The sequence below is a fragment of the Cryptosporangium japonicum genome, assembly GCF_039524755.1.
GTDB classification, from domain to species: Bacteria; Actinomycetota; Actinomycetes; order Mycobacteriales; family Cryptosporangiaceae; genus Cryptosporangium; species Cryptosporangium japonicum.
In genome coordinates this window covers 129699-150909 of record NZ_BAAAGX010000016.1, presented here as the reverse complement: position 1 = coordinate 150909, position 21211 = coordinate 129699, and the positions used below count along the sequence as shown (strand labels likewise).

Annotated in this window: 23 protein-coding genes; 15 read left to right on the top strand and 8 right to left on the bottom strand. The window is 73.6% G+C overall.

Annotated features, from left to right (window positions below; all coding sequences use genetic code 11):
* Positions 1-43: 43 nt before the first annotated feature.
* The 6 genes from ABD437_RS20255 to ABD437_RS20230 all read left to right on the top strand — a co-directional run bounded on the left by ABD437_RS20255 (position 44) and on the right by ABD437_RS20230 (position 5228).
* Positions 44-385 (top strand): winged helix-turn-helix transcriptional regulator, encoded by a 342-nt coding sequence (locus tag ABD437_RS20255; RefSeq protein ID WP_344650446.1) that lies wholly within the window; start codon positions 44-46, stop codon positions 383-385.
* 119 nt (positions 386-504) lie between these two features.
* Positions 505-1296, top strand: a complete 792-nt coding sequence (locus ABD437_RS20250) for a S1C family serine protease (protein WP_344650445.1) — start codon at positions 505-507, stop codon at positions 1294-1296.
* A gap of 11 nt (positions 1297-1307) precedes the next feature.
* Positions 1308-2309: an AAA family ATPase gene (locus tag ABD437_RS20245; protein WP_344650444.1), complete on the top strand. Its 1002-nt coding sequence runs from the start codon at positions 1308-1310 to the stop codon at positions 2307-2309.
* Between the two features lie 5 nt (positions 2310-2314).
* Positions 2315-3190 (top strand): DUF58 domain-containing protein, encoded by an 876-nt coding sequence (locus ABD437_RS20240; RefSeq protein WP_344650443.1) that lies wholly within the window; start codon positions 2315-2317, stop codon positions 3188-3190.
* Entirely contained in the window at positions 3187-4152 is a 966-nt protein-coding gene (locus ABD437_RS20235) for a VWA domain-containing protein (protein ID WP_344650442.1), read from the top strand. Before ABD437_RS20240 ends, ABD437_RS20235 begins: the two co-directional genes overlap by 4 nt.
* Positions 4152-5228, top strand: coding sequence for a VWA domain-containing protein (locus ABD437_RS20230; protein WP_344650441.1), 1077 nt, complete (start codon positions 4152-4154; stop codon positions 5226-5228). Before ABD437_RS20235 ends, ABD437_RS20230 begins: the two co-directional genes overlap by 1 nt.
* On the opposite strand, the gene ABD437_RS20225 is transcribed toward ABD437_RS20230, so the two are convergent.
* From ABD437_RS20225 to ABD437_RS20215, 3 genes are read right to left on the bottom strand one after another with little or no spacing between them, the layout of a single operon-like run.
* Complete coding sequence (locus ABD437_RS20225) at positions 5212-6732, bottom strand: ABC transporter permease (protein ID WP_344650440.1); 1521 nt, start codon at positions 6730-6732, stop codon at positions 5212-5214. The two genes, ABD437_RS20230 and ABD437_RS20225, sit on opposite strands and share 17 nt — an antisense overlap.
* Complete coding sequence (locus ABD437_RS20220; RefSeq protein ID WP_344650439.1) at positions 6729-7898, bottom strand: mandelate racemase/muconate lactonizing enzyme family protein; 1170 nt, start codon at positions 7896-7898, stop codon at positions 6729-6731. The genes ABD437_RS20225 and ABD437_RS20220 overlap by 4 nt, the downstream gene beginning before the upstream one ends.
* The gene (locus ABD437_RS20215) at positions 7895-8911 is read right to left on the bottom strand and encodes an ABC transporter substrate-binding protein (RefSeq protein ID WP_344650438.1); all 1017 of its coding nucleotides are present in this window, start codon (positions 8909-8911) and stop codon (positions 7895-7897) included. The genes ABD437_RS20220 and ABD437_RS20215 overlap by 4 nt, the downstream gene beginning before the upstream one ends.
* A gap of 162 nt (positions 8912-9073) precedes the next feature.
* Here ABD437_RS20215 and ABD437_RS20210 point away from each other — a divergent pair, with 162 nt between their 5' ends.
* Genes ABD437_RS20210 through ABD437_RS20190 form a run of 5 tightly spaced genes read left to right on the top strand, consistent with a single transcriptional unit; the run spans position 9074 to position 13245 of the window.
* On the top strand, positions 9074-9862 hold the full coding sequence (locus ABD437_RS20210; protein WP_344650437.1) for an ABC transporter ATP-binding protein: 789 nt from the start codon (positions 9074-9076) through the stop codon (positions 9860-9862).
* A complete protein-coding gene (locus ABD437_RS20205; RefSeq protein ID WP_344650436.1) occupies positions 9859-11220 on the top strand; it encodes an FAD-binding oxidoreductase in 1362 nt (453 codons plus the stop codon). The genes ABD437_RS20210 and ABD437_RS20205 overlap by 4 nt, the downstream gene beginning before the upstream one ends.
* Entirely contained in the window at positions 11217-11789 is a 573-nt protein-coding gene (locus ABD437_RS20200) for a helix-turn-helix domain-containing protein (RefSeq protein ID WP_344650435.1), read from the top strand. Before ABD437_RS20205 ends, ABD437_RS20200 begins: the two co-directional genes overlap by 4 nt.
* On the top strand, positions 11786-12190 hold the full coding sequence (locus tag ABD437_RS20195; protein ID WP_344650434.1) for an ester cyclase: 405 nt from the start codon (positions 11786-11788) through the stop codon (positions 12188-12190). Before ABD437_RS20200 ends, ABD437_RS20195 begins: the two co-directional genes overlap by 4 nt.
* Positions 12191-12201: 11 nt before the next feature.
* Positions 12202-13245: an isopenicillin N synthase family dioxygenase gene (locus ABD437_RS20190; RefSeq protein ID WP_344650433.1), complete on the top strand. Its 1044-nt coding sequence runs from the start codon at positions 12202-12204 to the stop codon at positions 13243-13245.
* Here the strand turns inward: ABD437_RS20190 and ABD437_RS20185 are convergent.
* Positions 13235-13981, bottom strand: a complete 747-nt coding sequence (locus ABD437_RS20185; protein ID WP_344650432.1) for a GNAT family N-acetyltransferase — start codon at positions 13979-13981, stop codon at positions 13235-13237. The two genes, ABD437_RS20190 and ABD437_RS20185, sit on opposite strands and share 11 nt — an antisense overlap.
* A gap of 149 nt (positions 13982-14130) precedes the next feature.
* Positions 14131-15042, bottom strand: coding sequence for an NADP-dependent oxidoreductase (locus ABD437_RS20180; protein WP_344650431.1), 912 nt, complete (start codon positions 15040-15042; stop codon positions 14131-14133).
* Positions 15043-15117: 75 nt separating this feature from the next.
* Between ABD437_RS20180 and ABD437_RS20175 the strand changes: the two genes are divergently transcribed.
* The 4 genes from ABD437_RS20175 to ABD437_RS20160 are packed head-to-tail and all read left to right on the top strand — an operon-like array spanning position 15118 to position 17870.
* On the top strand, positions 15118-15522 hold the full coding sequence (locus tag ABD437_RS20175) for a winged helix-turn-helix transcriptional regulator (protein WP_344650430.1): 405 nt from the start codon (positions 15118-15120) through the stop codon (positions 15520-15522).
* A 33-nt stretch (positions 15523-15555) separates the two neighbouring features.
* Positions 15556-16791 (top strand): serine/threonine-protein kinase, encoded by a 1236-nt coding sequence (locus ABD437_RS20170; protein WP_344650429.1) that lies wholly within the window; start codon positions 15556-15558, stop codon positions 16789-16791.
* A 44-nt stretch (positions 16792-16835) separates the two neighbouring features.
* Positions 16836-17387: a GNAT family N-acetyltransferase gene (locus ABD437_RS20165; RefSeq protein WP_344650428.1), complete on the top strand. Its 552-nt coding sequence runs from the start codon at positions 16836-16838 to the stop codon at positions 17385-17387.
* 24 nt (positions 17388-17411) lie between these two features.
* Complete coding sequence (locus ABD437_RS20160; RefSeq protein ID WP_344650427.1) at positions 17412-17870, top strand: hypothetical protein; 459 nt, start codon at positions 17412-17414, stop codon at positions 17868-17870.
* 53 nt (positions 17871-17923) lie between these two features.
* On the opposite strand, the gene ABD437_RS20155 is transcribed toward ABD437_RS20160, so the two are convergent.
* From ABD437_RS20155 to ABD437_RS20145, 3 genes are all read right to left on the bottom strand, one after another.
* On the bottom strand, positions 17924-19300 hold the full coding sequence (locus ABD437_RS20155; protein WP_344650426.1) for a DUF1996 domain-containing protein: 1377 nt from the start codon (positions 19298-19300) through the stop codon (positions 17924-17926).
* Positions 19301-19388: 88 nt separating this feature from the next.
* The gene (locus tag ABD437_RS20150; RefSeq protein ID WP_344650425.1) at positions 19389-20630 is read right to left on the bottom strand and encodes a PEP/pyruvate-binding domain-containing protein; all 1242 of its coding nucleotides are present in this window, start codon (positions 20628-20630) and stop codon (positions 19389-19391) included.
* Positions 20630-21196 (bottom strand): transcriptional regulator, encoded by a 567-nt coding sequence (locus ABD437_RS20145; RefSeq protein ID WP_425558189.1) that lies wholly within the window; start codon positions 21194-21196, stop codon positions 20630-20632. The genes ABD437_RS20150 and ABD437_RS20145 overlap by 1 nt, the downstream gene beginning before the upstream one ends.
* Positions 21197-21211: the final 15 nt, after the last annotated feature.

The following is a 21211-nucleotide window of genomic DNA, read 5'->3' as shown; positions in this document are numbered from 1 at the left end:
TACTATTTAGTGCACTACTCACCAAGCGGTAAGGATCGAGGTCATGGCGGTGAGCGCCCGGCGCGGGCCCTACATCTGCGGCATCGACGCGGCGATGGACGTCGTCTCGGGCAAGTGGAAGTCGCTGATCCTCTGGGAGCTCGACCACCACGGCACCCGCCGCTTCGGCGAGCTCCGGCGCGGCCTGCCCGGCGTCAGCGAGAAGATGCTGGTCCAGCACCTGCGTGAGATGGAGGAGGACGGGCTGGTCCACCGGGAGGTGTACCGCGAGGTGCCGCCGCGGGTGGAGTACTCGCTGACCGATGACGGTCGGTCACTGAACGAGGCGCTGCGACCACTCGGCGCCTGGGGAACGCAACGATCGGCCCGTCTGGCCGCGCCGTGAAATATGGTGGGAGATAACGGTCCGCACAGCTGATTCCTACGCAGGGAAAGGCTCAGACATGCCGAGGCCCTGTCTAGGATCAAGTGGTGCGGCACATGGTTGATGATCCTGTGACACCTGTGCCGGATGAGCCACAAAAGCGACGGACGTGGCCACGCCGATTACTCATCGTCGCCGTCGTCGCCTGGGCGCTGGCGCTCACCGCCTCCGTGGTGGTCCGCGGCGGCGGCGATCCGGCCCCGGCGGCCGCCCGGCCCTCACCCACCCCGTCGGCGAGCCCCTCGCTCACCACCGCCGAGGTGTTCCGCACGCTGGCCCCGTCGGTGGTGCTCATCCAGGCCAACGGCCGCGGTGACCGCACCCGGGGCATGAGCAGCGCGCTCGGCACCGGCGTCGTCGCGAACGCCAACGGCACGATCCTCACCGCGTTCCACGTCGTCGAGGGCGCCACGGCGGTCACCGTGACCTTCGCCGACGGCACCAAGGCGCCGGCGACGGTCGCCGACTCCGACCCCGCGATCGACATCGCCGTGCTCGTCCCCGGGGCGCTGCCGGACGTCGTCGTGCCGGCCACGCTCGGCGGTGGCCCGGCCATCGGTGACGACGTCGTCGCGATCGGCAACCCGCTCGGGCTGGTCGACACCACGACCACCGGCGTCGTCTCCGGCCTGAACCGCACCGTGGCCCGCGCCGGTGCCGCCCCGCTCGAAGGCCTGATCCAGTTCGACGCCGCGGTCAACCCGGGCAGCTCCGGCGGCCCGCTCCTCAACTCCCAGGGCCAGGTGATCGGCATCGTCGTCGCGCTGGCCAACCCCACCGACGCCGGCACGTTCATCGGCGTCGGGTTCGCCGTCCCGATCGGCTCCGCGCTCGGAGCCGGCGAGGGCGACGGCAGGCAGCCACCACTTTAGAGAAGAGAACAATGTCGAACTGGAACGGTGGCAGCGCGGGCAACTCCGCCGGCAGCCAGAACGAGCAGGTCCTCTACGAGGTCAAGAAGACGATCGTCGGCCAGGACGTCCTGCTCGAACGGTTACTCGTCGCGCTGCTCGCCCGCGGCCACATCCTCGTCGAGGGGGTGCCCGGCCTGGCCAAGACGCTCGCGGTGAAGTCGCTCGCGGAGGCGATCGGCGGGCAGTTCCACCGCGTGCAGTTCACTCCCGACCTGGTGCCGGCCGACATCCTCGGCACCCGCGTCTACCACCAGCCGACGGGGGAGTTCCAGGTCTCGCTCGGCCCGGTGTTCACCAACCTGCTGCTGGCCGACGAGATCAACCGCGCGCCGGCCAAGGTGCAGAGCGCGCTGCTCGAGGTCATGCAGGAGACCCAGGTGACGATCGGCCGGGAGACGTTCACCGTCCCCGAGCCGTTCCTGGTCATGGCCACCCAGAACCCGATCGAGTCCGAGGGCACGTATCCGCTGCCCGAGGCCCAGGTCGACCGGTTCATGATGAAGGTGCTCGTCGGCTACCCGAGCGAGACCGAGGAGTTCGTGATCGTCGAGCGCGCGCTCGCGGCGGGCGCGGCGATCCAGGCGATCATCGACCCCGAGCGGCTCGTCGCGATGCAGCGCGAGGCCGACCAGGTCTACGTCGACCCGGCGTTGATCGAGTACGCGGTGCGGCTCTCGGCCGCCACCCGCGACCCGGCCCGGGTCGGCCTGGGTGACCTCGGCCGGTACGTCACCTACGGGGCCAGCCCGCGGGCGTCGATCAGCCTGGTGCTCGGCGCCCGGGCGCTGGCCTACCTGCGCGGCCGCGACTACGTGGTGCCCGAGGACGTCACCGACCTCGCGCTCGACGTGCTGCGCCACCGGCTGGTGCTCTCCTACGAGGCGCTGTCCGACGACGTCACCGCCGACGCCGTGCTCACCGGCATCCTCGGCGCGCTGAAGGTGCCGGAGCCGGCCGGCCGGGGCGGCTGACCCCGGTGGCCACCACCCCGGAACGCCTGCTCCGCCGGCTGGAGTGGAAGGTCGGCCGTCGCCTCGACGGGCGCCTGCAGGGCGCCTACCGCACGGTGTGGCGCGGCACCGGCATCGACTTCTCCGACCTTCGCTCCTACACCCCCGAGGACGACGTCCGGCACATCGACTGGAACGTCACCGCGCGCCTCGACGAGCCGTTCGTGCGTCAGTACACCGAGGACCGCGAGCTCACCGCGTGGCTGGTCGTCGACACGTCGGCGTCGATGCGGGTCGGGCGCTCCGACGCGGGCAAGGAGTCGCTCGCGACCGAGCTGGCGCTGAGCCTGGCCCAGCTGATGGTCAAGGGCGGCAACCGCGTCGGCGCGATCCTCTACGACAACGGGGCGCACCGGATCGTCCCGCCGCGGTCGGGGCGCAACCAGGTCCTCCGGCTGGCCCAGGAGCTGTCCCGGGCCGCCACGACGAGCACGACGACGACGGATCTGGACGCCATGCTGCGCCTCGCCGCGTCGACGACGTCCCGGCGGCGCGCCCTGGTGTTCGTGCTGTCGGACTTCATCGGCGAGCCCGGCTGGGACCGGGCGCTCACCCGGCTGGCCCACCGGCACGAGGTCGTCGCGGTGCGCATCGCCGACCCGGTCGAGTCCGCGCTCCCCGACGTCGGGCTGATCCTGGTGGAGGACGCGGAGACCGGCGAGCAACTGCTCGTCGACACCAGCGACCCGCTGCTGCAGAGCCGGTTGGGCGAGCAGGCCAGGGCCCGCGACGACGCGGTGGACCGCGGCCTGACGCGCGCCGGGGTCACCGCGCACCGGATCGGCACCGACGAGGAGTTCGTGCCCGCGCTGGTCGGGCTCGTCCGGCGGAGCCGCCGGTGAGCCTCCACTACCCGCTCGTGCTGGTCGCCGCGGTGCTCCTCACCGGGGCGGCGGTGGCCGCGTACGTGGTGCTGCAGCGCCGGCGCACCGCCGCGCTGGCCGCCGCGGGCCTGGCCGGCCCCTCGAAGCGCGCGGCCGTGCGCCGCCACCTGCCCTACGCGCTGCTGCTCGCCGCGCTCCCGCTGCTGCTGGTGGGGTTGGCGCGGCCGGAGGCCACGGTGGTCGTGCCCCGGGTCGCGGGCACCGTGATGCTGGTGTTCGACGCGTCGAACAGCATGAAGGCCGACGATCTGGAGCCGAGCCGGCTCGCCGCCGCGCAGCGGGCCGCGTCGACGTTCGTGGAGGCCCAGCCGAGCTCGGTCGACATCGGCGTCGTCGTCTTCGGCGACCAGGCGCTCACCACGCAGGAGCCCACCGACGACCGCGCCACCGCGCTCGCCGCGATCAAGCGGGTCGGCGGCACCGGCGGCACGTCACTCGGCCAGGCGATCCTGGCGTCGCTCGGCACGATCACCGGCAAGCCGGTCGCGCTGCCCGCCGAGGGCGCGCCGCCGCCCGACCTCGGCTACTGGCCCTCGGCGACGATCGTGCTGTTCAGCGACGGCGAGGAGACCGGCGGCGCGGACGTGCAGGCGGCCGCCGACCTCGCGGCCACCGCCGGGGTGCGCATCCAGACCGTCGGCGTGGGCACCGCGCAGGGCACGACGGTCGCGGTCGAGGGGTACCAGCTGGCCACCGCGCTGGACGAGGAGCAGCTCACCGCGATCGCGAAGACGACCGGCGGCTCCTACCACCGGGCCGCGGACGCCGACGACCTGTCGGAGGCGGCCGGTCAGATCGACCTGCGGTTGACGAGCAAGCGGGAGCCGCTCGAACTGACCGCGCCGGTGGCCGGGGCCGCGCTGGTGTTCCTGCTGCTCGGCGCGCTGCTGATGACCCGCTGGCACGGAAGGATCGTCTGATGTCGCTGCACTGGCCGTGGGCGCTGCTCGCGCTGCTGGCGGTGCCGCTGCTGCTGCTGGCCCGGTGGTGGTTCAACCGGCGGCGCCAGCGCACCGCGATCCGGGTCTCCAGCGTCGCGCTGATCAAGGCGGCGCTGCCGGGGCGCTCGGCCTGGCGGCGCCGCATCCCGCTGATCCTGTTCCTCGCCGGGTTACTGGTGCTGGGCACCGGGCTCACCCGGCCGCAGGCCTCGGTGACCGTGCCCACCGACCGCAGCACGATCCTGCTCGCGATCGACGTGTCCGGCTCGATGTGCACGACCGACGTGGCCCCGAACCGGCTGGCGGTGGCGAGCGACGCCGCCCGGGAGTTCATCCGGTCGCAGGACAACGGCACCCGGATCGGGCTGGTGGCGTTCTCCGGCATCGCCGGCCTGCTGGTGGCGCCCACCACCGACCAGGACGCGCTGATCACCGCGATCGACGGGCTCACCACCGCGCGCGGCACCGCGATCGGGCAGGCGATCCTCACGTCGATCGACGCGATCGCCGAGATCAACCCCGACGTCGCGGCCAGCGGCGTGAACCTGGGCGACAGCGCCGCGCCGCCGGGTGGGGCGACGCCGGCGCCGCTCGGGGACTACGAGCCCGACTCGATCGTGGTGCTGACCGACGGCTCGAACACGCAGGGCGTCGACCCGGTGACCGCGGCCGAGCAGGCCGCCGCCCGGCGCGTGCGGGTGTTCACGATCGGGTTCGGGTCGACCGAGCCCGCGCCGATGGTGTGCACGCCCACGCAGGTCTCCGGTGACCTGACCGGCGGCAACTGGGGCGGCGGGCCGCGCGGCGGCGGGCGCCGGATCCAGCAGATCGACGAGGCCGCGCTGACCCAGGTCGCCGACCTCACCGGCGGCCGGTACTTCAAGGCCCGGGACGCCGATCAGCTCGCCGACGTCCTCGAGGACCTGCCCAGCGAGATCGGGCTCCAGCGTGTGGACGTCGAGATCACGGTGTGGTTCGTGCTGGTGGCGGTGGTGCTGGTGTTCACCGGCGTGGGGCTCTCGCTGTGGTGGTCGCGGCCTAGGGTGCCGCGCTGAACCGCTGGTGGACCAGCCGCTCGAGGCGGCCGAACGCGGCGAACACGGTCAGCGACACCAGGATGATCAGGACGGCCGCGCCGAACGCCCGGGGCATCCGCAGCAGCGAGTAGGCGTACGTGAAGTCGACGCCGAGGCCGGCGGTGCCGATCAGCGACTCCGCCACGACCGCCGCGACCACCGCGGAGCCCGCCGCGATGCGCAGGCCGGTCGCCAGGTGCGGAAGCGCGCTGGGCACCGCGACCACGGTGAACACCGCGCGCCGCGAGCCGCCGAACGAGCGGGCCATGTCCCGGTGGCCGGCCAGCGCGGCGGTCAGGCCCGCCCGGGTGTAGACGAACCCCGGCAGCAGCACCATGAACGACGTGATCACCACGACCGTGCCACCGGAGTAGCCGAAGACCCGCGCGAACAGCGGGAACAACGCGACCAGCGGCGTCGCGGCCATCAGCACGAGGCCCGGCACGGTGATCCCGGCGACGATCGCCGACCACCAGCAGAGCGCCGCGAGCGTGATGCCGACCGTGGCCCCGATCAGGAGCCCGAGACCGGCGGTGCCGAGCGTGTGACCGACGGCGCTCAGGTAGGCGCCCGGGTCGGCACGCAGGTCGTCCAGCACCCGGCCGGGGCCCGGGGCGACCAGCGGGGACACCTCACCGAGGCGGATCCAGGCCTCCCAGGCGCCGATCGCCAGCGCCGCGGAGACGACGATCTCGGCCGACGCGACGAGGACGTGTCCCCGCCGGGGCGTCCGGTGGCCGGCGAGCGTGGCTCCGAAGCGTCGTCGCGCGGCGTGCTGCAGCCCGGCCAGCACCCCGTACGCGATCAGCCCGCCGGCCGCGCAGACCAGCGCCGCGGCCCAGATCGGTTCCGGGCGGGCGCTGCGCATGCCGTTCACGAGCAGGACGCCGAGCCCGCGCTCGGCGCCGTACCACTCGCCGTACACGGCACCGGCCAGCGCGGCCGGCGCGGCGAGCTTCACCCCCTCGGCGACCGACGGCAGCGCCCGCGGGGCCTGCAGCGAGATCAGCCGGCGCACGCGGCCCGCGCCGAGGGACGTGAACCACTCGTGGCTGCTGCGCGGCGAGGCGCCGAGCCCCCGGGCCGCCGCGACGAACACGTAGAAGAAGACCGCGATCGCGGCGATCGCGACCGGACCGGCGTCGGCGCCCGCGACCAGCAGCACGATCGGGCCGACCGCGACCCAGGGCGCGGAGTTCGCCAGCGCGGCCAGCCGGTCGACCGCGCCGCGCAGGCTCGTCACCTGGTCGGCGGCGAGCGCGGCGAGGACCGCCAGGCCGCCGCCGTAGAGCAGGCCCCGCGCGGCCGCGCCGAACGTGGCCGCGGCCGAGCGGGCGTAGACGGCGGTGTCCTCGCCCAGCGGCGCGATCGCGTCCCCGGGCGTCAGCACGAAACCGTCCGCGAGCCCGGCCCGCCCGGCCAGCTCCCAGCCCAGCAGCAGGAGCACCACGCCGGCGACGCCCGCGACCCGTGCCCGCCTCACGCCGGTGCTCCGGAGCGGCCGCGCTCGTGGGACGGGAAGACCTCGGCGTAGGTGTCGCCGGGCACGTAGGGGAAACGGTCGGCCAGGTCGTCGGGGACGTCGACGCCCAGCCCCGGCCCGTCGGGGACGGCCGCGAACCCGCCCCGGATCGCCGGAAGCGCCAGCGCCGGGCTCAGCTCGTCGACGAGCGGCTGATAGGGGTCGATGTCGAACTCCGCCTCCTCCACCCCGGCGGCGGTCGCCCAGTGCAGGTTGGCGGCCAGCCCCACCGCGGTGGGGCCACCGACGTGCGGCACCACCCGGATCCCGTGCTGCGCGGCGAGCGCGGCGACGTCCAGGCAGGCCAGCAGGCCGCCGCAGATCGACGCGTCGGGCTGGAACACGTCCGCGGCGTGGTCGGCGGCCAGCCGGGCGAACGCGTCCGGCGATCCGACCCGCTCACCGACCGCGATCGGCACCGGGCTCCGCGCGGTGAGCCAGACCAGGTCGGCGTGCCGGTGCTGCGGCACCGGCTCCTCGAAGAAGCTCACGCCCAGCTCGGCCAGGTGTGTCGCCAGCGTCAACGCGGTGCGGGCGTCGTGGAACCAGTACGAGTCCACGCCGACGGAGACGTCCGGGCCGACGTGGGCGCGGACGGCTTCGACGACCGCGAGGTCCGCCTCGACGCTCCGCCCGAGGCGCACCTTGACCCCCCGGAACCCGGCCGCGAGCGCCTGGTCGAAGTACCGGGCGTGCCACTGCGGCGACTCGTCGAACATCGTCGTGCCGGTGCCGTAGAGGCGGATCGGCCGCCGCACCGCCCCCAGCAGCTCGCACACCGGAGCGTCGAGCGCCCGGCCGACCAGGTCCCAGAGTGCGATCTCGCACGCGCCGACCAGCTGGCCGGTCAGGCCGTCGCGCCCGAGGTAACCGTCGAGGTGGGTACGCAGGTCGGCGACGCGGCCCCGGACGTCCCGGGCGTCCTGCCCGCGCAGGATGCCCGCGCACACGTCCCGGATCGCGGTCGCGAACACGGTCGGGTAGCTGTGCCCCCAGTTCGTGCTGGCCTCGCCCCAGCCGGTGAGCCCGTTCGCGGCCGTGATCCGGACCAGCGCGAAGCTGCGCCGCATCGGCGGATCGGACTTGTGGTAACCGAGCAGGACCGGCTCGACCCGCTCGATCCTCACGCCGACTTCTCCAGGTAGGACAGGTCGACGAAGTCCGCCACCTCGGGCAGGTCCTTCTCCCCGGCCTGCCGGTAGCCGGCGAACACCCGGTCGGCCAGGAACGTCTCGTCGATCGCCAGCCGGCCGTGCGCCTTGGTGTAGTCGCTGTCCAGCAGCGCGATGTAGGCCGGGTTCGCGGCGGTCGCGTACTTCTCGTCGATCGTGGCGTCCTTGCCGTACGTGTCGACGAGCGTCTTCACGCCGGCGGCCGGGTCGGCCACGTTGGCCGCGATGCCCTCCTTCAGCGCGGCCAGGAATCCGGCGACCGCGTCACCGTGCTCGTCCAGGTAGGACCGGCTCGCGAACAGCACGTCGCCGTAGGAGGGCAGGCCGAAGTCGGAGAACGTGATCGCGGTCGTCTTCACACCCCGCAGGCCGAGGGAGATCGTCTGGTTCGTCGAGTACGACGTGATCGCGTCGACGTCGCCCTTGACCAGCGGCTGCGGGTCGTAGCTCACCGGCACGAACGTGTAGTCGGGCTTCAGCCCGTTGGCGGTGAAGACCGCGTCCAGCCGCGGCTGCTCGCCCTGCAGGCCACCGATCTTCTTGCCGACGAGGTCCGCCGGTTTCGTGATCCCCGACGTCGTGAGCCAGGTCAGGCCGTACGGGGAGCGCTGGTACATCGCGCCGATCAGCACGAAGTCGCCGCCCTGCTTGTTGGCGTTGATGATCTGCAGCTCGTCGCTGGCCACGCCGAGATCGACCTTGCCCGCCGCGATCAGCTGGGACACCGCCGGGGTGTTCTCGCCGCCGGGCACGAGCTCGACGTCGACGTCGTGTTTCGCGAAGTAGCCGTTCTTCTCGGCGAGGTACCACGACGCCCACTCGATGTCGTGCACCCAGTTGAAGCCGAAGCGGATCGTGGTGCGGCCGCCGTCGCCGCTGTCCTGATCGGTCCCGCCGCAGGCGGCCGTGACCGTGACGAGGAGGGCGAGCAGAGCCGCCAGGATTCGGGATGTGCCGTGGCGCTTCATGGCGCGACCTCTCGACTGGTCCAGCGCGATGTTGGTGTCAGCAACATCGCGCCACCGCGTTGCGCTCCGGTCAGCAGGTCGTTACATCCGTAGAAACAGCTGGCTCGGGCCGGGCGGTCCCTGTCAGTGTTGGTGACATCAACATCTGGAGGTGTGTCGGCGATGGACAGTGGCCCCTCGGTGACCGTTCGCGGGGTGAGCAAGACGTTCGGGCGGGTGCACGCGCTCGACGACGTGGACCTGACCCTGACGCCGGGGAGCCTGACCGCGCTGGTGGGACCGTCCGGGTGCGGCAAGTCGACGCTGCTGCGGATGATCGCCGGGCTGGAGACGGTGACCGACGGGTCCGTGCTCGTCGACGGCGAACCGCCCGACGTGCTGCGTTCGCGCGGTGACGTCGCGGTGGCGTTCCAGGACGCGAACCTGTTGCCCTGGCGCACCGTGACGTCGAACGTGGCGCTCGCGCTGAAGCTGGCCGGGCGGCGCCCGGATCCGGCGCGGGTGGCGGCGCTGATCCGGACGGTGGGGCTCGACGGGTTCGAGTCGGCGCGCCCGGCGCAGCTGTCCGGCGGGATGCGTCAGCGGGTGGCGATCGCGCGGTGCCTGGTGACCCGGCCGCGGCTGCTCCTGCTCGACGAGCCGTTCGGCGCGGTGGACGAGCTGACCCGGCGCCGGCTGAACGTGGAGCTGCCGCCGATCTGGCAACAGCAGCCGACGACCGCGCTGCTGGTCACGCACTCGATCCCGGAGGCCGTGCTGCTCGCCGACGAGATCGTCGTGATGAGCAGGCGGCCGGGCACGGTGCTGGCCACGGTGCCGGTGGCGCTGGAGCGTCCGCGCCGGGCGTCGCAGCTGCACTCGGCCGCGTTCCACGCGCTGGTGGACGAGGTCGGGGACCTCCTGAGCGTCGACCGCGACGCCCCCGCCGTGGCCGCGGGACACGGCGCGTGAGCGCGGCCGGCTCGCGCGCCGAGGTGCGCGCGGCGACGCTGGCCGCCGCCGCGGAGATCACCCGCCTCGGGGCCGGTGCGGTGGAGACCGGCGCGGCGGCGCTGGTGAAGCTGTCGTCGGACTGGTCGCGGATGTCCCCGGTGCTGATGGAGAAGGTGCCGCCGGGCCGGTACGTGGCCGACGTCGCGGTGCGCCCGCGCACCGGTGACGACGTCGCGGCGATCCTCGCGGTGGCGTTCTCGGCCGGGGTGCCGGTGACGCCCCGCGGGGCCGGTACCGGCAACTACGGGCAGGCGACCCCGTTCGACGGCGGCATCCTGCTCGACCTGCGCGGCCTGGACACCGTCCGGGTGAACGAGTCGGGCACCGTCACCGCCGGGGCGGGCGCCCGGCTCACCACGATCGACCGGGCCGGCCGGGCCGCCGGGCGCGACATCTGGCTGTTCCCCTCCACGAAGCACTCCACCGCCGGTGGTTTCCTCGGCGGCGGCAGCGTCGGCACCGGCACGATCGAGCACGGCACGACCACCGACGGGTTCGTGACCGCGGCGACGGTCGCGCCGATGGACGGCAGCGGCCGCACCGTTCCGGTGTCCGGCGCCGCGCTCGAACCGTACGTGCACGCGTACGGCGTCACCGGGATCGTGGTCGAGGCGGAGCTGGCCACCGACGCCCGCCGGGAGTGGGTGGCGTGCTACGCGGCGTTCGACTCCTACCGGGCGCTGACCGACGTCCACCGGCAGCTGCTCGACCTCCCCGTGCGGCCGCGTCTGGCCTCGGCCGACGAGCCCGCGCTGGTGCCCACCCTCACCACGCCGGTCGCGCTCGACCCCGGGCGGTACAGCCTCCGGGTGATCGCCGAGGCCTCGACCGTCGGCGCGCTCACCGCGCTGGTCCGCGGCGGCGGCGGGAACGTCGTCGCGGTGCTCGACGACTACGCCGAGACCGACCGGCTCTCCGGGATGTCGTACAACCACCCGGTCTGGTTCCTGCAGCGCGCCCGGCCGCAGAGCCCGCTGTTCCACATGGAGATCGGCGGCCGGCCGCTCTGGGACGACCCCGACGCGGTCCGCGCCTGCTACCCGGGGCCGGTGCACCTGCACCTCGAGCTGTTCGGGCACGGCCCCGGCGCGATGCTCGTCGCGGAGTACCGGTCCGAGGAGGAGGTCCTCGCCGGGATACCCCGGTTGGAGGCCGCCGGGCTCGACGTGCACTCACCGCACCAGTGGTTCGTCGACCGCAACGTCGGCCTGGTGCTCGACACCGCGGCCCGCACCGATCCGAAGGGCCTGCTCAACCCGGGTAAGTTGCTCCCCGAGCCGCCGTCCGGCGCGCGCGTGAACATCGGGGTGCGATGAGCGTCGAGGAAGCAGCGGGAGAGCGGCTGGGCGAGTCGGTGCGCCGGCTGCGCAAGGAGCGGGGCATGACGCTGGTCGAGCTGGCCCGCGCCGCCGACCTCTCGCACTCGTTCCTGAGCCAGCTCGAGCGGGGCCGGTCGCGCCCCAGCATGTCGTCGCTGCACCGCATCGCCCAGGCCCTCGGCACCACCCAGCCGGCACTGATGGCCGCGGCCGAGACTGACGAGCCCCGGGTGGGGGTGAGCCTGGTGCGGGCCGGGGGCGGACTCCCGCTGGAGAACCCCGGGGGCACCGGCCGGACGCTCGTCGCGGGCGCCCACGCGCTCTACCCGATGCTGTTCGTCGGGGCGCCGGACGAGTGGGGCGACTGGTACACGCACCCGGGGGAGGAGTTCATCCACGTGATGGCCGGTTCGATCCTCGTCGAGCTCGAGGACTCCCTCCACGAGTTGCTGCCCGGGGACACGCTCTACTACCCCGGCGGCATGGCCCACCGGTGGCGCGGGGTCCGCGGCTACGGCGCCGAGACCGCCCGCCTGCTGTTCGTCCAGGAGGGACGGCGCCGATGAAGGAGCTGATCGCCGCGTACCACCAGCGGCTGTGGGGCAGCGGTGACCTCACGGTGATCGACGAGGTGTTCGCGCCCGACGCCGTCGTGCACCTGACCGGGTTCGACGGGTCGGCCGTCCGGACGGTCCGCGACGACGCGAGCCGCTACTTCGGCGCGTTCACCGCGATCACGACGTCGGTGCTGAGCCTGCTCGCCGACGGCGACCGGGTGGTGCTGCACTGGTCGACGACCGGGACGCACGTCGGGCCGTACGGCAAGGTCGCGGCCACCGAACGGGTGATCACGATGAGCGGCATCGACATCTTCCGGGTGGACGGCGGGCGGATCGTCGAACTGTGGTCGATGTGGGACGGCCTGGATGTCTACGACCAGATGGGCGTGCTGCCCGACCTGTGGTGAGGAGACCAGACATGAGCGAGTTCCGCGTGCCCGCCGTCGACATCGGCCCCTACGTCGAACCGGAGCAGTTCACCGACGCGGACCGCGCCGCGGTGGCCCGCGCGATGGACGAGGCCTGCTCCACCGTGGGGTTCGTGCAGGTGCTCGGGCACGGCGTGCCGCCCTCGGTGATCGCCGGTCTGGCCGACGCCGCCGACGCGTTCTTCGGCCTCGACCCGGACGCCAAGCGCGCCTACCAGCTGCCGCCGGACGTCAACCGCGGGTACACGCCCCCGAAGTCCGAGTCGTTGTCGCTCTCGCTCGGGGTCGAGTCGGCGTCGAAGATGAACGACTTCTTCGAGGCGTTCAACGTGGGCACCGCCGCGTCCGAGTTCCCCGGGCTGGACCTGCCGGAGTCCGACTACTCGGAGAACGTGTGGCCGTCGGCGCAGTTCCGGGCGTCGGTGTGGGCGTACTACGCCGAGGCCGGACGGGTCGCGCACGTGTTGACGCGCGTCTTCGCGGACGCGCTCGGGCTGCCGTCCGACTTCTTCGAGCAGTTCACCGACCACTCGCTCGACGTGATGCGCATGAACAACTACGCGCTCCCGCCGGGCACCGTCGACCTCGACGGGGACCTCACCGGCATGGGCGAGCACACCGACTACGGCATCGTGACCGTGCTCTGGGCCGATCAGGTCGCCGGCCTGCAGGTGCTCGGCGCCGACGGAGCCTGGCACGACGTCCGGCCCGCGGACGGAGCACTGCTGGTGAACCTCGGCGACCTGACCGCCCAGTGGACGAACGACCGGTGGCGCTCGACGTTGCACCGGGTGAAACCGCCGATCGTCGACGGCACGATCGAGCGGCGCCGCTCGGCCGCGTACTTCCACGACGGCAACGTCGACGCGCTGATCGAGACCATCTCCACCTGTGTGGACGAGGATCACCCGGCGGCGTACCGCCCGGTGACCGTGGGGGAGCACATCAACGCGAAGCTGCGTGGCTCGCGCGCCGGGGTGCTCTACACGGACTCCGACCGGAACGCCCGCCGGGTGCGCGCGGCTAGGTCGTGAGCGACAGGTAGAGACGGCGACCGGCGACGCGGTAGCCGACCCGTTCGTACACGCGCCGGGAGCCGTCACCGCCGTACTCGAGCCACACCGACCCGGCGCCGGCGTCGAACGCGGCCCCGGTCAGCGCCGCGGTGACCGACGCCGCGATGCCGCGCCCGCGGAACGCGGGCCGGGTGCCCACGCCCGCGAGCTCGGCCGTGCCCTCGGCCGGCGCGGAGCACCCGGCGGCGCCCGCGCAGGTGCCGTCGGGCGCGCGGACGAACCGCACGAAGCCGCCCCGGTCCTGCTGGCGTTTCAGGCGCGCCGCGCCCTCGGGTGACGCGGCGAACTCCCCGCCGAACGCCTCGGAGAGCGTGGCGTCGATCGCCGCGAACTCCTCGTCGGTGCGTGGCGTCTCCACCGGCGGACCGGGCGGGACGACGAGCGTGTCCGGTGTGCACGCCAGGTACCGGTGTTCGGCCTCGGTCGTGAACCCGGCCCGGCGCAGCGCGGGTTCGACCTCCGGGGCGGCGTCGGGGGCGAACTCCAGCCGGGGCCGGAGCCCCCGCCCGGTGAACGCGGTGATCAGCGCGGCGACGTCGCCGGGCGTCGGCCGGGTGCCCGGGAGCGGGGTCGCGTAGTTGAGGAAGGGACTGGGATCGGTCGGTTCCAGGCCGACGACGAACCCGGCGACCTCGAGGGCCAGCGGACGGCGTCGGAGATTGGTGACCGCGAAACTCTGGACGTTGATTCCCACGGTAGGGATGACCTCACGGGTGAAGGCGGATGGGGTTTCCGCGGCACGCAGGAGCCGCGACCATCGGGTCGCCGTCAGGACCGGCGGCGACCGCTGCGGTGCGCCGGGAACATAGGCGTCGTTCCTTCACGAGAGGTGAGGACGCGAATCTAGCAGACCAGCACGAGTCGGCCGGGCAGGCCGCCGGCGGCGAGGCGCTCGTGGGCCGCGGCGATCGCGTCCAGCGGGAACGTCCCGGCCACCCGGAGCGTCAGGTGCCCGGCGTCGACGAGCGCGGCCAGCTCGGCCAGCCGTGCGCCGTCGGCGTGGACCTCCTGGACGACGACGCGGGTGGCGCGCAGCGGCGGCGGGGCGAACGGCGCGACGAGCGCGACGAACGTGCCGCCCCCGCGCAGCGACTCGTGCGCCGGGACGCCGATCACGGCCGCGTCGACGACGGCGTCGACACCGCCGGGGACGAGCGCACGGACGGCGGCCGGGAGGGGGTCGGCGCGGGTCACGCGGTGGTCGGCGGGCACCTCGGCGTCGGCGAGCGCGACGGTCCGGATCCCGCGTCGCCGCGCGAGCTCCAGCACCAGCCGGCCGACCCCACCGGCGGCTCCGGTGACCAGCAGCGTCTGCCCGGCCCGCAGGCCGGTGAGCGTCAGCGACCGGTCGGCGGTCAGCCCGATCAGCGGCAGCGTCGAGGCCACCGCCGGCGGGACGCTCCGGGGCGCCGGGGCCAGCGCGGCCTCGTCGAGCACCACGTACTCGGCGTGCGTCCCGGGCGCCGAGAGCACGTCACGCAGGCCGATCACCGCGTCCCCGGCCGCGAACCGGACGGCGCCGGGCCCGGTGTCCGCCACCGTGCCGGCCACGTCCCACCCCAGCCAGTAGCGCTCGGCCGGTGCCAGCAGACCGGCCCGGGCCAGCGCGCCGTTGCGGGTGGACAGGTCGATCCGGTTGACCGCGCCGGCCGCCACCCGCACCAGCGCCTGGCCCGGCCCCGGAACCGGGCGCGGTACGTCGACGATCTCCAGCACGTCCGGCCCACCGAACGTCGTCACGACTGCAGCTCTCATGCCGTTCACGCTAAGAATGTCGGTGGGCGGCGGTAAGAAGGCACTCGAGAGTGCCCCGGGTTCCCAGGAGTGCCTATGACCACGACGAGCGCGGCCGATCGGCGGGCCGAACGCGCCCGGGTGTACAACGCGAACCTGGCCGATTGTCCCGGCCACGACCTGCTCGGCCGCTTGAGCGACAAGTGGCTCACGCTCGTGGTCGCCGCGCTCGCCGACGGGCCGCGCCGCCACGGCGAGCTCGCGTCGATCGTCGCCGGCGCCACCCAGAAGATGCTCACCCAGACGTTGCGGACGCTCGAACGCGACGGTCTGGTGACGCGCACGGTGGTGTCCGGCCTGCCGGTGAAGGTCGTCTACGCGCTGACCCCGCTGGGCGAGAGCCTGCTGCCGCTCCAGCGCGCGATCAAGGACTGGGCCGAGACGCACATCGAGGAGGTGCGGACGGCGCGCGCCGGGTACGACGCCGGGCCGTCCCGCTGAGCGGTGCACAGCCGAGTGTGCTAGGTCTAGCGGGTGCTGTTCGACCGCGCCACGATCGTCGCCGCCTTACCGTCCTACGAGGTGGGGCGGGAAGTCGGCAGCGGTGGCTTCGGCACGGTGCTCGAGGGCCGACACCGGTCGCTCGGACGGCCGGTCGCGATCAAGGTGCTCGCGATGCCCGACGCCGGGCTCGAGCGGCGGTTCCTGTCCGAGGCGCAGGTGATGGCCGCGTTCGACCATCCGCACGTCGTCCACGTGCACGACTACGCCGACGACGCCGGGCTCTGCCTGCTGGTGATGGAGCACTGCCCGGGCGGCACGCTGACGTCGCGGCTGCGTACCGGGTTGACGCCCGAGACGGCGTGCGCGATCGCGCTGTCGGTCGCGGACGCGTTGCACGCGGCGCACCGGCGGGGCATCGTGCACCGGGACGTGAAGCCGGACAACGTGCTGTTCGCCGCCGACGGTGCGGCCAAGGTGACCGACTTCGGGCTCGCGAAGATCTTCGAGGGCAGCGTGGTGACCAGCGGGTCGCTGGTCGGTACGCCGGGGTACGCGGCGCCGGAGCAGATCCTCGGGCAGCCGGTGCGCCCGGCCACCGACGTGTACGCGCTCGGCGGGGTCACCTACCACATGCTCACCGGGCGTCCGCCGTTCCCGGCCGACCTGCCGGTGCGCGAGATGCTGCACCGGCAGATCTACGGCGGGCCCGACCTGCCGGGCGGGTTGTCCGACCGGTTCGCCGCGGTGCTGGGGCAGGCCCTGACCCGGGACCCGGCCGAGCGCACGGCGTCGGCCAAGGACTTCGCGTTGCTGCTGGCCGCCGCGGCGGCGGCCGAGCTCGGACCGGACTGGTTGACGCGGGCGGAGACGCCGCTGCGGGTCGAGGAGGACGTGCTGCGCGCGATGTCCGATCGCGCCGGGGCGGTGCGCACCCCGACGGCGGTCGCGCCCCGCCGCCTCCTCCGCGGCGGAGCGGGCGCACTCCACCCGGACGCCGCCCGCCGCCCCGAGGCGCCGGGCGCACCCCGGCCCGAGGTCACTCCGGCCGGGCGGCACGCGGCTCCGGACACCCCGCCGCCGTTCCCGTCCGGGCCGTCCGAGGAGCTGACCCACGAGGAGGTGCAGCTCCGGATCGCGGCCTGGGAACGCCCCGACGAGGGTTTCCGCCGGCGCACCTGGGTGCTCCTCGGGGCGGTGATCGCGCTGCTCGCCGCGGTGAGCGTCGGCGCGGGCGTGATCATCGGCCAGCTGCAGCGCGGCGGCTGACCCCACCCGCCCCCGCCGCCGCCCGGCCGGTTAGGTTCCGATTCGTGACAAGTCGATTCGTGTTACCGGTTCGAGACGACGTCGACCTGGTGTTACGGGAACGCTGGACCGCGGAGACCATGCACCGGCTGGCGGTCGCGAACATCGACCGGTTACGCGTCTGGGAACCCTGGGCGCAGGGCGAGCAGACCCTGGCCGCGCTGGTCGCCTTCGACCGGCTCCAGCTGCTGGACTGGGTGGACGGGCGGTGCGTGCCGACCGCGATCCGCCACCGCGGCGAGCTCGTCGGCACGATCAGCGCACGGATCGACCCGTACCACCGCACCGCCGAGCTGGGCTACTGGCTCGACGCACGGGCCGAGGGGCACGGCCTCGTCACGGCCTGCGGCGCGGTGCTCCGCGACCACCTCGTGGCCGCGTACCGGGTCGTCCGGCTGGAGATCCGCGCCGCGGTGCAGAACCGGCGCAGCCGCGCGGTCGCCGAGCGGCTGGGCTTCACCCACGAGGGAACGCTGCGTGCCGCGCTGCCGGTCGGCGCCGACCGGCACGACATCGCGGTCTACGGCTTCGTCGCCGGGTCCACTCCCGACGATTAGCGCGGTGCTGCCACACTCGCGCGCATGAGCGATCTCGAGTCCCCTCCGGCGCCGGGTGCCGCCCCCGGTCCCGCGCCCGGCAAACCGTCAGCCGGGCGGGTGGTGGCCGGCGTCGTGGCGTCGGTCGCCGTGGTGCTCGTCGCGGTCGCGGCCTGGTGGCCGCGGACCGACGTCGTCACGACGTTCCGGGCCGACGCCACCTACGGCGACGGCCGGCAGTACGTCGCGGTGGTCCGTCACGTGCACGCGCCGATCACCGCGCTCCGGCTCTCCGGCGACAGCAGCTCGGCGACCGACCACTACGAGATCGTGCTGGGAAGCGACCCCAGCGGGAACTACGGTCACTACGTCCGGCTCGACGCCGGCACCGCCGAGGGGATCGACGGCCTCACGATCACCTGGGCCGAGCCGGGTGCGTCGATCCGCTACCCCTCCGGGCACGCCCTCTACGTCCCGGCCCGCCTGTTCACCGGCGGACGCTGACCCGGACACGACGACGGCGGCGCGGGCCGGGCCCACGCCGCCGTCCCGGGTGATCAGCAGCGGCGTCCGCTGTTGATGCAGTTCACGACCCGCTTCATCGACGACGTCGACATGACGTTGATGAAGTCGTTGTGCTCGTTGATCGGCTTGTGCAGCTGCTCGGGGAACCCGTCGATCGCGAACGACGGACCCGTCGGCACGGTGTAGGTGAGCGTGATCGTCAGCTTCGGCACCGCGACCGTGCCCTTGGCGCAGCGTCCGCTGGCGTCCGGGAACGTGATGTGCGTGCGGTGGTTCGCGCTGTCGGTGCTCTTGCCGTCCCAGCAGCTCGGGAACTCCGCGATCCGCTGGAAGCCCCGGCCACCCGGGCAGAGCGTGTACTTGTCGGTCGAGATCCGGTTCGTGAAGCCCTGGCACGAGAACTTCGCGTGCTGGTTGGCGCCACCGTTCGTGAACGCCTTCGCGTCACCGGTCAGCACGCGCAGGAAGCGCGGCATCGGCACGACCTTCTGGAACGGGTTGCCGGTGTACTGGATCGAGACCCGCGGCCGCAGCGTCTTCCCGACGTTGAGGTCCTCCTCGAGCTCGCCCGCCACCCGCTTCTGGTTCTTGGTCTTCGTGATGTCACGCACGACCGGCCAGTAGTAGCTCGACTTGTCGCCGCGGTCCTGGCACGTCGTCCCGCCGCGGGCGAGGCTGTCGTCGGTGGACTTGAACGACGTCGTCGTGTTGCCGACGTAGTCGTGCAGGTGGTGCGCCCCGTTGCCGACGCCGGGCGCGACGATCACGTTGTCGGAGTTGAAGTGCCCACGCTCGTTGTTGCCGCAACGCGAGGTGAACGACCCCTTCGAACCCTGGCGCGTGGTGCGCGCGAGGGTGCTGCGGGTCGGCCGCACCTTCCGGATGTCGATGAAGTCGGCCTTGACCGGGCCGCGCTGGGCGTGGCCGTGCGTGGCGGACGGGTTGGGCGCCGCGGTGCCGGCCGGCGCGGTCGTGGCGGCCGGCGCGGTGGCGCCGGCTCCGGCGCCCTCCACCCTGCAGGTGGACAGCGTCTTCACGTCGAGGTTCGGGCGCGGTCCCGACCGTCCGATCGCGATGACGATCCGGTCGACGGTCGCCGCCCGCTTGTCGGCGAGCGGCCCGAGGATCGCGTTCTGGACGAAGTTCTTGCCGCCTTCGCCCTGCGAGCTCACCAGGCGCTTGTTCGCCTCGTCGATCTGCGTCTGCAGGAGCGCGAGGTTGCGGTCGACCTCGCCCTGTGCCTGTGCCGGAACGTCCCGCAGCTGGCCTTTGACGTCCGGACACACGATCCGGCCCGGCGAGGTGCTCGCCGACTTGTCCGCCGCGGACGAGACACCGACAAGCGTGGTGCCGGTGATTGCTGCCGCGGCGACGCCCACCAGGGCGCCGATGGTCACTCTCTTACGCAACTGGTCATCCTCCGCCGGTCTACCTGCGCATACAGGCCCCGATCACCCAGACGCCGCGAAGGGTCACACGGTTCGACGAGCGACTCATTTAATTCTCAGCTAACCCATAAGTGCTCCACTGTCGCAGGAGTTTCAGGGCCGGATCGTCACCCGGTGTGACTCCGCAGTGGACTCCCGCCGCGACGATGCCGGTGGTGCCGTCGATGGTGATCTCGGCCCCCTCACGCACAGTGGTTTCGGTCGCGCCGACGACCGCGGGTTTGCCCATCGCCCGGGCGACGACCGCGGCGTGGCTGGTCGGGCCACCCCGGAACGTGACGACCCCGCTCGCCGCCGCCAGCCCGTGCAGGTCCGCCGGCGACGTCGTCGGCCGTACGAGGATCACCGGCCCGTGCCCGGCGAGCCGCACCGCGTCGTCGGCGGTGAGCGCGGCCCGGCCCGCGGCCAGCCCGGGTGCGGCGCCCGTGCCCCGGGTGAGCACCGGGACCCCGGCGCCGAGCCGGAGTGCGACGGCCGGGCCCGCGAGATCCACCCGCCCGACGGCCTCGGTGCGGCTCAGGATCCCGTCCTCGGCCAGCCCCACCGCGATCCGCGCCGCCGCGCTCGCCGCGACGCCGCCCCGGCGCACCTGGAGCAGCCACAGCCGCCCCGACTCGATCGTGAACTCGACGTGGCACACGTCCCGGTGGTGCCGCTCGACCAGCCGCAGCGCGGCCAGGAGCTCGGCCCACGCGGCTGCGTTCCGGGTGGCCAGCTCGGTCAGCGGCCGGGTGGTGCCGGTGCCGGACACCACGGCCACCCCCGGCGCCCGGAACGCCACCTCGCCGTAGGGGACCGGCGCGCCGGTCACCGGATCCCGGCTGAACGCGACGCCGCTCGCGCTGCGCTCGTCGCGGTCGCCGGCGACCATGGCCTGGACGACGACCGCGGTGCCGGCGTCGTCGGGCACGTCGTGCAGGCGGCGGTACGTGCGGGCCCGCGGTGCGTCCCACGAGGCCAGCACGTGCGCGATCGCGCCCAGCACCGCGTCGGCGCCGCGGACGTCGAGCACGGTCGCCAGCATGCCCGGCATCGAGACCACCGCGCCCGACCGCACCGCCACCGGCCCGGTCCCGGCCCGCCCGGGGAGGGCGTCGAGGGCGGTGGCCAGTTCGCCGGGGAGCGACCGGGGGAGCCGGCCGGTGGCGCGGACGGCGCGGTGGAGGTCGGTGGTGAGGACGAAGCCGGGCGGGACGGGGAGGCCCAGGCGGGCCAGCACGGACAGGCCGTGCGCCTTCGCGCCGACGACCGCGGGGTGGCCGCCCGCGGCGAGTGGCCGGATCCAGCGCATCAGTGCCGCGGCCGCCCGAGCGTGACCAGGAAGTCCTCGTGCAGCCGGAACCATCGCGTGTGGTACGAGTCGAGCCGGTCGGCGAGGTACCCGGTCTCCCCGGCCCGGGCCCGGGACAGCGCGTGCTCCAGCCCGCCGCGGTGCCGTTCGAAGCGCGGGAGCACCGGCGCGAGCGGCCCGAGGCACACCGCGCACCGGCCGTGCAGGTCGGTGAACGCCGCCACGATCCGGTCCGGCTCGGCGGTGCGCAACTGCCAGGCGGTGCACAGGTCGAGCAGCTCCGGGTTGAGCTCCAGGAACCCCTGGTACGCCGTCGTCACGAGGTCCCGGGCGCCGAGCGTGTCGAGCTCGCGCGCCACCGCCCGGTCGTCGGCGGCCTGGCCCGGCGCGGTGATCCGCCACCCGCCGAACGGGCCGCGCTCGAACGTCACGAGGCCGTCCACCGCGAGGTCGATCAGCGCCGACCCGGCCTCCGCGGGGGAGGTCCCCACCGCCTCGGCGATTGTGTCGGTGCCGGCCGCCCCGACGCACCGCAGCGCGTGCAGCACGCTTTCGGATGTTCGCACCATCCGGATGTTAGC